Genomic DNA, 12,712 nt, shown 5'->3' with positions numbered 1-12,712 from the left:
CCCTTTTCTTTGGTTACCTTTCTTTTGGGCTTAGCAAAAGAAAGTAACCCGGCCGCGTAGCGGACGGAAGCTCTGCTCTTTCTTGAAGGGTTGCGCCGGAGGCCGGCAGAGCGTAGTCGCGACTTACGTCGCTCCTACAGGGGTACTTCGCACTTGCCTGTGGCTTTAATGGAAGCAAGATCAAACGATAAAAGCTTCCGCCACTAAAGCGGCGGGTAACTTTCTTTTGTCTAAAGCAACAAAAGAAAGTCACCAAAGAAAAATGCTTTTGTTTTGAATCACCAGCCCGCACGATCGATGCTGACGCAGGGATTTTTCATACGGGACATCCATGTCCCGATGAAAAACGGCCCGCATCCATGCGGGCCGCCCTCCGGGTCTTCCATTACCTTCGCTAGTGCGAATCGGCGCACAGCAACAGCCAAGGCCAAGACAACGGCAACGGCGACACGACAGCGACAGCATCGAAAGGACCACGGCGATTGGGAGCCCCGCGGTCGCGACTCACGTCGCTCCTACACAGGACGGATCCGCAACATCGGGATGAATCTCGCTGGGCGCCTACATCGTCACGCCGGCGCCCGGATGGGCGAGGTCGTACTTCAGGTACACGTCCCAGGTATCGCCGGCGGGATAGGTATGCTTGAGGTCGTATTCGACGCGCCCGTCGGGAAAGCGGCGTTCGGCGACCGGGCGGATCCGCTTCAGGCAGGACTGGTAGTCCTGCGAGCCGGTGATCATGTTGTCGTTACCGTCGAAGGAGATCTCCCGCAGTACGATCTCGCGCCCGTCGCGGCAACGCCCACCCTCGGCCTTCGGATCGCTCGGCCCTTCGATGCGCAACAACAGGTCGAACCGCTCGCCGCGATCTTCCTGCCCCAGGATAGCGACCCGATCGATCCGCAGCACTCGGCCGTCGAACACATCGGCCGCCTCGATCGGGAAATCGAGCACCGCGCTCGCCACGTCGATGCGCTTGCCGTCGTCGGCGACGCTCGCCTGCGCCGGGCGCTGCGGCGGGCTCGCCGGCTTCGCAGCGGCCGCCTTGTCGGGCGTCTTGGCAGATGCTTTGTCCGCCTCGACAGGCGGGTTGGACGACGCGGTGCATCCGGCCATAGCCGCGACGATCAGGGCCACGACAAAGGGGACAACGACGGGCAGGCGCATGGCGGCGAAACGGTATCGACTCATGGTGATCCTTCACAGGAATGACGCGGGACGGACATCATCCCATCGCGCGCAGGTTTCCTGCGAATGGATCGTCGCCGCCGCGGCCGTGCGTGCACCGCCGGGCGCCGACAGCGAATCGCGGCGCGGCGGCATCGCCTGCCGCCCCCTCAGCTGGCGCCGCTCTTGGCTGGCGCGGACTTAACTAGCGATGTAACGCTGCAGCTGATCCAGCTCGACCTGCTGGTCCTCGATCACCGCCTTGACCAGGTCGCCGATCGATACCACGCCGACGACGCGGCCGCCGTCGACCACCGGCAGGTGGCGGATGCGCTGGTCGGTCACCAGTTGCATGCAATGGTCGGCGCTGTCGCCCAGCCCAACCACCACGACCTCGGCGGTCATGATCGCGCGCACCGGCGTATCGGCCGAGGACCGGCCCTGCAATACGATCTTGCGGGCGTAGTCGCGCTCGGACAGGATCCCGGCCAATCGCGCGCCGTCCATCACCAGCACCGCGCCGATGCGTTTTTCGGCCATCAGCCGGATCGCGTCGATGACCGGCGCGTCGGGACCGATCGCATGGATCTCAGGCGCTTTCGCCTCCAACAACTGTCTTACGGTGCGCATGACTGTCTCCTTCCGCGAACTGGGGAAACCGTGTCTGGTCCGAGGATACTCCTGGCGCGGGCTGCCAGGTGTCGATGAGGTAAAGCGGCCGCTGTTTCGATTCTTCGTACAGCCGGCCCAGGTACTCGCCGATCAGGCCCAGCGCGATCAGCTGCACGCCGCCAAGGAACAGGATCACCGCCATCATCGTCGGCCAGCCCTGGACCTGGTCGCCGAACAGCAGCGCCTTCAACACCACCTTGGCGCCGAACGCGAAGGCCACCAGCGCGGTCGCCAGGCCCAGGTAGGTCGCCAGGCGCAGCGGCGCGGTCGAGAAACTGGTGATGCCTTCCAGCGCCAGGTTCCATAGCCGCCACAGGTTGAACTTGCTGGCCCCGGCCACGCGCGCTTCGCGGTGATACGGCAAGGCGATGCGGTTGTAGCCGACCCAGCCGAACAGGCCCTTCATGAAGCGGTGGCGCTCGCGCAGTTGCCGCAGCGCGTCGAGCGCGCGCGGCGACAGCAGGCGGAAGTCGCCGGTGTCGGCGGGGATCGGCGTGCGCGAGAGCCGCCCGATCACGCGATAGAAGGCATGCGCGGTGGCGCGCTTGAACCAACCCTCGCCCTCGCGCTCCAGGCGCGTGCCGTAGACGTCGTCGTAGCCTTCGCGCCACTTGGCGACGAACTGCGGGATCAGTTCCGGCGGGTCCTGGCCGTCGGCATCGAGGATCAGGGCGGCGCCCTGCTCGACCCGGTCCAGGCCCGCGGTCAAGGCCGCTTCCTTGCCGAAATTGCGCGACAACCGCAGCAGCGCGACCCGCGGATCGGCCGCGGCGATGCCCTGCAGGATCTCCCAGGTGCGGTCGCGGCTGCCGTCGTCGATATACAGCACCCGCCCGTCGACGCCCTGCGCGGCCAGCGCATCCAGGGCCGCGGCGATGCGCGGCTGCAGCAACGGCAGGCTGGGCGCCTCGTCGAAGGCGGCCAGGACGACGGTGACTAGATCGCGATTCATGCCCGACATAGTAGCGGCGACGCCGGCCGCGCCGATGTGATCGCCGATCGGCGGCGGCGCAGACGCCGCGACCTCGGGCCGATCCGCCGGGCGGCGGCCGGCTCGACCCTGCTCATTCAATCCGCACGCATTCGATCCGGACTCACTCGATTTGCTTCAGATAGCCGTTGCCGCCGATCGAACGCATCTGCCGCTGGATCGCGCCGGCGCGGCGCTGCACGTAGGGGCCGGGCCGGGAAATGCTGTAGCGCTTCGGGTTCGGCAGCACCGCGGCCATGCGCGCGGCTTCGGCCGCGCCGAGCTGGCGCGCGTCCTTGCGGTAATAGGTGCGCGCCGCCGCCTGGGCGCCGTATACGCCGTCGCCGAACTCGGCGAAGTTGGCGTACATCTCGATGATCCGGTGCTTGGACCACATCGACTCGATCAGCAAGGTGTACCAGGCCTCCACGCCCTTGCGGATCCAGCTGCGGCCGCTCCACAGGAACAGGTTCTTCGCGGTCTGCTGGCTGATAGTGCTGCCGCCGCGGACCTTGCGGCCGCGCGCATTGTTCTTGCGCGCCTTCTCGATCGCCTTGAGGTCGAAGCCGAAATGCTCGGCGAAATTCTGGTCTTCCGACGCCACCAGCGCGACCGGCACGTTCGAGGACATCTCCTCGAGGTCGCGCCAATCGTGGGCGAGACGAAACCCGAAATCGCCCGAGCCCCAGGCTTCGAGCTGGCGGATCATCATGAAGGCCGAGAACGGCGGATCGACGAAGCGCAGGGTCGCGACCTGCAGCACCGAGGCCAGCACGAACAGGAACGGCAACGCGACCAGCCAGCGCAGCCAACGCTGCAGACGCCGCGGGCGCGGCGCCGACACGGCCGGCTCGCCTCCGGGAGGTGCGGACATACGCTCGGTCAAGCCTTGCACCGCATCGCCTCCGTCCCCACTCTTGCCCGGTGGCCGCGCGAGCGCCCATATGCCAGCACGGCTGAAATTCGCTCCGAACGCATCGGCATGCTTTACCACCCCCCTTCACAGGAACCCGCGCATTATCCGCGATGCCGCGTCCCGCATTCGCATAACCGCACGATCCGCGCGACCGAGAGTACGACGATGACCGAAGCCCGCCCCGCCGCCCACACCGACGACCGCGACCGCCTGACCCGCTTTCTGATCGAAGGCGCCGGCGTCCGCGGCGTGCGCGTCCACCTGCACGATACCTGGCAGCAGATCCGCGAACGCTCGGATTACCCGGCCGCCGCGGCCGAGTTGCTCGGCGAGGCGGCCGCGGCCGCGGCGCTGTTCACCGGTCACGCCAAGGTCGACGGCCGGCTTTCGGTGCAGTTGCGCGGCAACGGCGCGCTGCGCACCCTGTTCGCCGAATGCACGGCCGCAGGCACCCTGCGCGGCATCGCCCAGCTCGACGAGGACGCCGGCACGGTATCGCGCGACCTGCGCGGCATGGGGCCGGACGCGATGCTCGCCATCACCATCGAGAACCCGGGCCTGCACGGCCGCGAACCGGTCCGTTACCAAGGCCTGGTCGGGCTCGAATCCGACTCGCTCGCCGGCGCTTTCGAGGGCTATTTCCGCCAGTCCGAGCAGTTGCCGACCCGTTTGCTGCTGGCCGCCGACGAACGGCAGGCCGCCGGCCTGATGCTGCAGAAGCTGCCCGGCGACGAGGGCGACGACGACGGCTGGGTCCGGGTCGGCGCCCTGTTCGACACCCTGAGCGCCGGGGAATTGCTCGAGCTGCCGACCGACACCCTGCTGACCCGGCTGTTCCACGAGGACGGCATCCAGTTGCTCGGCGGCAAGCCGCTGGGCTTCGCCTGCTCGTGCTCGCGCGAGCGGGTCGAGGCCATGCTGGTCTCGCTCGGCCAGGAGGAAGCCGAGGCCGCCGCGGCCGACGGCGAGGCCGAGATCCGCTGCGAGTTCTGCGGCCAGCGCTATGGTTTCGACCGCAACCAAATTGCCGGCCTGTTTGCCGCCGCAGCCCATGAAATAGAGGCTCCGGACCGGCTACAGTGAGGGCGAATCGGTCGGATTTGAGACATCGTCCCGATTGTTAAATAAACATAAACCGGCTATAGTCGGCCGGCAAGAAATGGGGAACTTGGCCGGCTTCACCCGGTCATAACGACGGTCCGCACTCCTAAAGAATCCATGCTCAAGCACCTGCGCCAATTGCCGCTTGTCCTGTCGCTCGCCTTCGGCGTGGCTGCGGGCGCGCATGCGCAGGCACTGCCGGGCAAGCGTGCGGACACCACCTATCTGCCGGTCTGGAACCAGAACAACGGCAAGCTCGAATACCTGTTGCAGTTGGAGCCCGCCAGCAACCAGGCGGCCGGCATACGCTGGAAATCCGGCAACAACACCTTCGATGCGGCGCTCGGCCTCGATGGCGGCGACGGCCTCGGCCTGGTCTGCGATCGCAAGACCGGCCTGGCCGGCGTGGTCGGCAACCTCGCCAATCACTGCCTGCTCGCCTCCCTCGACGAGGACGACGCTCGCAACGACAGCCGTCAGGTCTCCGCCGGCGCCAGCATCAGCCGCCCCGGCGGCCGCGTCGGCGTCGCCGTCGGTACCGGCCGCGACACCATGCCGGCCTGGTTGAGCCCGAACAGCCGCACGAGCCGCGTCGACCAGAACACCCTCACCGTCTACGGCCAGAAGAACGTCGGTAGCGGCGACGCCCTGGTCTCGATCGGCGGCACCTGGGCGCGTGCGCGCCTGATCCCGGCCGGCGAGATGCCCGGCCTGGCCGATCGCTGGAGCAGCAAGAGCCTCACCCTCGGTGCCGGCATCGGCAATTTCGGCGCCAATATCATCGGTCGCGTCGTCGACACCCCCGGCCCCGGCCAGTGGGAAGGTCTCGGCGTCGGCCTGACCTGGCGCACGCCCTGGAGCGGCCAGCTCACCGTCGGCGCTGAAAACGTCGTCACGCGCGGCAAGAACCCGTTCGCCCCGGGCAACGGCGAGAAGGACGAAGGCACCGTGCCCTACGTCCGCTACGAGCAGGATCTCTGATCGGGTCCCGACCCGACCGGTTCTGTCGATCCGAGGCGGCACGCCTCCTTCAAAACATCTCCTGAGCGACCTCGGCCATGACGGCCGCGGCGGCGAAGAACTGCGCATCGGCCTGGCGTCGCCAGCCGTTCTGCCTGCTCGCGGCGGCGAAGTGATCGTCCAGGGACGAGTTTTCGACGACGAGCGTACTTCGCTCCACCCACGGCGCAGCGGATATCTCCTCGCGCCTGCCGCCTAGCCATGCCCGCTTCACTCGACCCCGTCAGCTAGCTGAATAGGCACATTAGCCGAACGTGATGGTCGCTCCCAGAAAATGTACGCGAAAGTACGGTGGAGACTGGCTCACAGCCCCCACGCCGCATACGTCACAAATAGACGCTTAACGACACTTTAATTTTTCCGAAGGCGCGGTTAGGATCGGCGAACCTTGCCGGCCTTGGCGTCTGATTTGACTCCTCCGGCGGGATACACGGGTACACCAGACCGATTCGGAGAGAGAGAATGACTTTTAAAACCACCAAGCTCCGCGACGCGATTACCTTCGCGCTCGCAGTGGGTTCGACGGCCCTCGCAGGTGCCGCCGGCGCGCAGGAAGCGAGCGCCCCCGCCCAGAAGGAAGCGACCACCCTCGACCGCATCGAGGTCACCGGTTCGCGCATCCGTCAGGTCGATCTCGAAACCGCACAGCCGGTTCTGTCGATCACCCGCGCGGATATCGAAAAGCAAGGCTTCCAGTCGGTCGCCGAAATCCTGCAGAACATCTCTGCAGTCGGCGCACCGGCGATCAGCCGCGCTATGCCGCTGTCGGCCGGCGAAAACGTCGGCGGCCAGTTCATCAGCATGCGTAACCTCGGTGCCACCCGCACCCTGATCCTCGTCAACGGCAAGCGCCTGGGCATCAGCACCAGCGGTCTCCAGGACGTCTCGCTGATCCCGACCGCCGCGGTCGAACGTATCGAAGTGCTGAAGGACGGCGCCTCGTCGATCTACGGCTCCGACGCCATCGCCGGCGTGGTCAACATCATCACCCGCACCAACTTCGAAGGCGCCACCGCCAACGCCTACTACGGCCAGTACAGCCAGGGCGACGGCGCAACCACGCGCGCCGATTTCGTCCTCGGTTTCACCGGTGACCGCGGTTCGCTGACCGCCGCCGTCGAATACCGCAAGGAAGAAGCCGTGTTCTCGGGCGACCGCGAATTCTCGGCTTATCCGCAGGGCGGCATGCACCCGACCCGTGGCTGGACCACGGTCAGCCAGTGGGGCGTGATCAACCTGCCGACCGCGCTCGGCGGCAACCGCGTGCTGAACGCCGGCGCCGATTACCGCAACATCGCCAACTACCACGCCCAGAACTCGAACACCGGCGGCACCGCTGCCGATCCGAACGGTTCGCCGATCGACAAGAGCAACACCAACCTGCAGACGCACCTGCGTACGCCGTTGGAAAGCCGCTCGCTGTTCGTCAACGGCGTGTTCGACATCAACGACAAGCTGCGCTTCCGCAGCGACATCCTGTACTCGTCGCGCGATGCAGAGCGTCAGGTCGCCGGCTATCCGTTCCAGAGCGCTTCGGCCGGTCCGATCCCGGGCGGCTTCCGCATGTCACGCGACAGCTACTACAACCCGGTCGGCACCAAGCACGGCTTCGCCACTCCGCAGGACGTCAACTTCTGGCGCCGTACCTGGGAAATCCCGCGTACCGACAAGCCCACCTCGACCACCTGGCGCTTCGCCGCCGGCCTCGAAGGCAACTTCGATATCGGCGAGCGCACCTTCGATTGGGACGTGGGCTACCTGTACAACAACAACAAGGTCACCCAGGAAAACTACGGTAACCTGAACATCGAGCGCACCAAGCAAGCGGTGGGCCCGTCGTTCCTCAATGCCAACGGCGTCGTCCAGTGCGGCTCGGCCGCCAGCCCGATCCCGCTGACCCAGTGCGTGCCGTGGAATCCGTTCATCCCGTTCGGCCGTACCGGCGACGGCGGCCTCACCGGCAACCAGGCACTGCAGGACTTCCTGTTCCAGCGCTTGAACTCGAGCGGCGAGACCGAAACCAGCGTGTACAGCGCCAACCTCGCCGGCTCGTTGTTCGCCCTGCCGGGCGGCGACCTGGGCTTCGCGGTCGGCTATGAACACCGCAAGGAACAGGGTCGCTTCATCCCCGACGCGCAGGCCGTGACCGGCAACTCGACCACCCTCGCCGGCGGTCCGACCCAAGGTTCGTACAAGGTCGATGAGTTCTTCGTCGAACTCGCCATCCCGCTGCTCGCCGATCTGCCGGGCGCCAAGGAGCTGAGCTTCAGCGTCGCCAGCCGTTATTCGGACTACGACACCTTCGGCGACACGGTCAACAACAAGTTCGGTTTCAAGTGGAAGCCGATCGACTCGTTGCTGGTCCGCGGCACCTGGGCTGAAGGCTTCCGCGCTCCGACCATCAACGATCTGTACGGTGGCGGTTCGCAGACCTTCTCGTTCTTCACCGATCCCTGCGACACGACCTTCGGCGCCGCTCGCGGCAACGCGCGTTGCTCGGCCGATATCGTCAACGCAGCGACCTTCCGTCAGCTGCAGCAGGGCTTCGTCCCGGCGACCGGCACCAACGCGCAGACGCCGGTGGCGTTCTTCTCCGGTGCGAACCCGAACCTGATTCCGGAAACCTCGGAATCGAAGACGCTGGGTCTGGTCTGGAGCCCGGGCTTCGTCGAAGGCCTGAACGTCAGCCTCGACTGGTGGACGATCAAGATCGAAGACACCATCGTCGCCGACACGCCGACGCAGATGCTCAACGACTGCTACCTTCAGAACGACGCTGCGCGTTGCGCCGGCTTCACCCGCGATCCGGTCCTGGGCTATGTCAACAGCCTGAACTTCACCAGCATCAACGCTGGTTATCGCGAGACCGAAGGCTACGACTTCGAGTTGAACTACCGCCTGCCCACGCAGGTCGGCAATTTCAACCTGAACTGGCAGACGACCTACACCACGCAGGACGAGATCAAGACCGACACCAACCCGACGACCCTGCCGCAGCAGCTGGTCGGCTACGCGACGTCGCCGGGCTTCGTCGGCACGTTCCGTGTCCGCTCCAACGCCAGCCTGAGCTGGGAGAAGGGCCCGGTCAGCGCGACCTGGGGTGCGCGTTACTACTCGTCGATGAAGGAAACCTGCTTGTCGGCCACGCTCTTCCCGAGCGAGTGCGACAACCCGACCTTCCGCGCCGCCAACCCGGCTCAGACCCGTCCGACCAACAAGCTCGGTTCCAACACCTTCCACGACCTCGAAGTCCGCTTCGCGACCCCGTGGAATGCGACTGTCGCGCTCGGCGCCAACAACGTGTTCGATCACGTCGGCCCGACCGTGTACAGCCAGCCGAGCGCGAACGTGTCCTACCAGGGCCAGTTCGACATCGGTCGCTTCGTGTACATGAAGTACCAGCAGCGCTTCTAAGCACCACGCGTTGCCGCAACACGAGAACGGCCTCCTTCGGGAGGCCGTTTTCTTTTGTGCCCCGAAAACCTGGTCGCAGGGGCTTTTGCGACAAAAAAGCACTTAACAACACTTTAATTACTCGGCCAAGGCGTCTACTATCGGGCCGGCTTTGCCAATTTAGGCCTTTACGTATGCGCCGTTTGGCTAGCCCCTTTGCTTGGGACCCGTTCGTTCAGGACAGACTTGGAGAGAGAGATGACCCTGAAGACCACCAAACTGCGCGACGCGATCGTATTCGCGTTGTGCGTGGGCGCGACCAGCCTGGCCGGCACCGGCCTTGCCTCCGCCCAGGACGCCGCGGCACCCGCCGCAGCGCCCGCTGAAGACGCCACCACCCTGGATCGCATCCAGGTCACCGGTAGCCGCATTTCCATTCCCGGCCTGACCACCAACAGCCCGGTCATGACCGTCGATCGCGAAGAGATCGACCGCAACCAGCCGGTCACCGCCGAAGACTTCCTCAAGGTCCTGCCCGGCGCCGTGCCGGCCATCGGTCCCGGCACCAACAACGGCGCCAACGGCGGCGCCACGATCAACCTGCGCGGCCTCGGCGACAACCGCACCGTGGTGCTGATGGACGGCCGCCGCGTCGTTCCGTTCAACCTGTTCGGCGTGGTCGACACCAACGTCATCCCGGTCGCGCTGATCGACAGCGTCGACCTGGTCACCGGCGGCGCATCGGCCGTGTACGGCGCCGACGCCGTCTCGGGCGTGGTCAACTTCGTCCTCAAGCGCAACTTCGAAGGCGTCGAGGTCAACACCAGCTACGGCCAGTCCAGCAAGCAGGACGGCGACCGCCGCAACACCACCGTCACCCTGGGCATGAACCTGGACGACGGCCGCGGCAACTTCGTGCTGAGCCTGGGCAAGACCGACAACGACCCGCTGCTGCAGGGTTCGCGCGGCTTCTCCGAGTTCAACCTCGACTCGACCAACGGCGAAGCCGGCGGTTCGGGCACCTCGATCCCGACCCGCGTCGGTCCGCTCGGCCAGATCAATCCGGCCACCGGCCGTTTCGATCGCATCGTCACGCCGTTCAACTACAACCCGTTCAACTTCAACCAGACCGCGCTGGATCGTTGGCAGGCCACCGCACTGGGCCGCTACGAGATCAACGAGCACGCCGAGGCCTACACCCAGCTGCTCTACACGCGCTCGAACGTGTTCTCGCAGATCGCCCCGGGCGGCCTGTTCGGCGGCCGTTTCGATCTGGGCATCGGCAACCCGCTGATTCCGGAGCCGGCGCGTCAGCAGATCTGCACCCAGTTCGGCGTGGCCGCGGGCGACTGCGTCGTCGGCAGCCCGACCACCGTCAACACCACCTTGAACCGTCGTACGACCGAGCTCGGCACCCGCTCGACCGACTTCCAGAACAAGGTCTTCCAGGCCACCCTGGGCCTGCGCGGCGAGATCAACGACCGCTGGCGTTATGACGCCTATTGGTCGCACGGCGAAGCCGATCAGCTGACCGTGTCGGCCGGCTTCCTGTCCAAGGCCCGCACCCAGCAGGCCCTGTTGTCGACCGACGGCGTCAACTGCGTCGACCCGACCAACGGCTGCACCCCGCTGAACCTGTGGGGCGTGGAAGGCACGATCAGCCCGAACTCGAAGAAGTTCCTCGAAGTGCTGACCTTCGCCACCCAGCGCGTCGAACAGGAAGTCTGGTCCGGTTCGGTCAACGGCGACCTGGGCGACAACTTCAAGAGCCCGTGGGCCGATTACCCGATCGGTATGGCGTTCGGCCTGGAAGGCCGCAAGATGACGGCGCTGAACCGCGCCGACGCGGCTTCGCGCGATCCGGAAGAAGTGCAGGGCTCGGGCGGCGCCAATCCCGACGTCGAAGGCAGCCTGAAGTTGCGTGAGGCCTACTTCGAAACGATCGTGCCGCTGATCAGCGGCAAGACCGGCGCGCACGCCTTGAACTTCGAAGCCGGCTACCGCCACACCGAGTTCAAGTCGGGCCAGACCGACACCGACTACGGCAGCTACAAGTACGGCCTGGAATGGGCTCCGATCGAAACGCTGCGCTTCCGCGGCATGTTCCAGCGCGCGACCCGCGCCCCGAACATCAACGAGCTGTTCCAGCCGGTCGTCACCGGTCTGGACAACACCGCGGTCGATCCCTGCGAAGCTTCGCAGCTGGCTCTCAATGGCGGCGTGACCGGTTCGGTCGCAGCGCTCTGCGTCGCCACCGGCGTGCCGCAGGCGATCCTCGACAGCCAGGGCGGCGTCGACGGTCCGAGCGCGGGTCAGGCTAACGCCTTCATCGGCGGCAACCCGATCCTGGGCCCGGAAAAGGCCGACACCCAGACCCTGGGTCTGGTCTGGCAGCCGATGGAAGAGCTGTCGATCACCCTCGACTACTGGAAGATCGACATCAAGGACGCGATCACCCGTCCGGTGCTCGGCGATGCGCTGTTCGGTTGCTACGACCGCGAGTTCAACCCGACCCTCAGCATCACCCACCCGATGTGCCAGCTGATGATCGGCGCGCGCGAAGTGGTCGACGGTTCGCTCAACGGCGAAGCGCGCGGTCCGTTCCTCAACCGCTCGAACAAGGGCCGCATCACCACCGACGGTTGGGACCTGGGCGTTCGCTACGGCATCCCGCTGAGCAACGATTGGGGCCGTCTGGACTTCGCGCTCGATCTGACCAAGACCGATACCTACGACTACCAGGGCGACCCGCAGGTCGGCAAGCACGACTGCGTCGGCGTCTACGGCGTCTCGTGCAACGTCATCGCCGGCATCGTGTACGACTACAAGTCGAACTTCCGCGCGGTGTGGTCGATCAAGGACTTCGAGCTCGGCTTCAACTGGCGTCACCTGAGCGCAGTCGACGTCGAACCGGGTCCGATCGAGTGGTTCCCGGACTACACCTCGATCGATTCGTACGACTACTTCGACCTGACCATGGCCTATGAACTGCCGTGGAACGCTCGCATCAACTTCACTGTGAACAACGTCGCCGACAAGAAGCCGCCGGTCGTGGGCAGCAACATCGGCAGCACCGGCTTCAACAGCGGCAACACGTTCCCGCAGTACTACGACACCCTGGGTCGCTACTACACCCTGGGCCTGACGATGCGCTTCTAATAAAAAGCATCATCCGAGTCGAATTGAGGCGGGCTTCGGCCCGCCTTTTTTTGTGGGCGGAGGAAAAGTAATCGGGATGTGCCCTGCCCTGCCCTGCCCTGGCTCTGGCCCCGGCCCCGGCCCCGGCCCCGGCCGTTGCCGCGTTGCCGTTGCCGTTGCCGTTGCCGTTGCCGTTGCCGTTGCCGTAAAAGAGCTTGGCGCAGTACCGAATTCGCGAGAACACCTGAAGACCCAGAGGGCGGCGCACAGGACGTGCGCCGTTTTTCGATAGGACAAGGATGTCCTATCGAAAAATCCCGGCGCTAGCTGCGAAC

General features: G+C 65.7%; 9 protein-coding genes. 4 read left to right on the top strand and 5 right to left on the bottom strand.

The window, feature by feature from the left end:
• Positions 1-561: 561 nt before the first annotated feature.
• The 4 genes from ACTJJK_RS22315 to mtgA form a co-directional block, all read right to left on the bottom strand.
• Positions 562-1,191: a hypothetical protein gene (locus tag ACTJJK_RS22315; protein WP_440731281.1), complete on the bottom strand. Its 630-nt coding sequence runs from the start codon at positions 1,189-1,191 to the stop codon at positions 562-564.
• A 177-nt stretch (positions 1,192-1,368) separates the two neighbouring features.
• Positions 1,369-1,797 carry a CBS domain-containing protein gene (locus ACTJJK_RS22310; protein ID WP_031373999.1) on the bottom strand — a complete coding sequence of 143 codons (429 nt, stop codon included), beginning with the start codon at positions 1,795-1,797 and terminating at the stop codon, positions 1,369-1,371.
• Positions 1,757-2,791 carry a glycosyltransferase family 2 protein gene (locus ACTJJK_RS22305; RefSeq protein ID WP_031374000.1) on the bottom strand — a complete coding sequence of 345 codons (1,035 nt, stop codon included), beginning with the start codon at positions 2,789-2,791 and terminating at the stop codon, positions 1,757-1,759. The genes ACTJJK_RS22310 and ACTJJK_RS22305 overlap by 41 nt, the downstream gene beginning before the upstream one ends.
• Before the next feature lie 142 nt (positions 2,792-2,933).
• The gene (gene mtgA / locus ACTJJK_RS22300; protein WP_036149751.1) at positions 2,934-3,683 is read right to left on the bottom strand and encodes a monofunctional biosynthetic peptidoglycan transglycosylase; all 750 of its coding nucleotides are present in this window, start codon (positions 3,681-3,683) and stop codon (positions 2,934-2,936) included.
• Positions 3,684-3,890: 207 nt separating this feature from the next.
• Here mtgA and hslO point away from each other — a divergent pair, with 207 nt between their 5' ends.
• Positions 3,891-4,808, top strand: a complete 918-nt coding sequence (gene hslO / locus ACTJJK_RS22295) for an Hsp33 family molecular chaperone HslO (protein ID WP_223619852.1) — start codon at positions 3,891-3,893, stop codon at positions 4,806-4,808.
• 135 nt (positions 4,809-4,943) lie between these two features.
• On the top strand, positions 4,944-5,807 hold the full coding sequence (locus ACTJJK_RS22290) for an XOO1806 family protein (protein ID WP_223619851.1): 864 nt from the start codon (positions 4,944-4,946) through the stop codon (positions 5,805-5,807).
• Positions 5,808-5,856: 49 nt separating this feature from the next.
• Here ACTJJK_RS22290 and ACTJJK_RS22285 read toward each other — a convergent pair whose 3' ends face one another.
• A complete protein-coding gene (locus ACTJJK_RS22285; RefSeq protein ID WP_440731280.1) occupies positions 5,857-6,060 on the bottom strand; it encodes a hypothetical protein in 204 nt (67 codons plus the stop codon).
• Between the two features lie 248 nt (positions 6,061-6,308).
• Here ACTJJK_RS22285 and ACTJJK_RS22280 point away from each other — a divergent pair, with 248 nt between their 5' ends.
• Together ACTJJK_RS22280 and ACTJJK_RS22275 are read left to right on the top strand one after the other, a co-directional pair.
• Positions 6,309-9,260: a TonB-dependent receptor gene (locus tag ACTJJK_RS22280; protein WP_440731279.1), complete on the top strand. Its 2,952-nt coding sequence runs from the start codon at positions 6,309-6,311 to the stop codon at positions 9,258-9,260.
• A 237-nt stretch (positions 9,261-9,497) separates the two neighbouring features.
• On the top strand, positions 9,498-12,398 hold the full coding sequence (locus ACTJJK_RS22275) for a TonB-dependent receptor domain-containing protein (RefSeq protein WP_408952818.1): 2,901 nt from the start codon (positions 9,498-9,500) through the stop codon (positions 12,396-12,398).
• Positions 12,399-12,712 lie beyond the last annotated feature (314 nt).

The sequence above is a fragment of the Lysobacter sp. 22409 genome, from assembly GCF_052045105.1.
Lineage (GTDB): Bacteria > Pseudomonadota > Gammaproteobacteria > Xanthomonadales > Xanthomonadaceae > Lysobacter > Lysobacter antibioticus_B.
The sequence above is the reverse complement of the archived record's forward strand: the minus strand, read 5'-3'. Positions and strand labels throughout refer to the sequence as shown.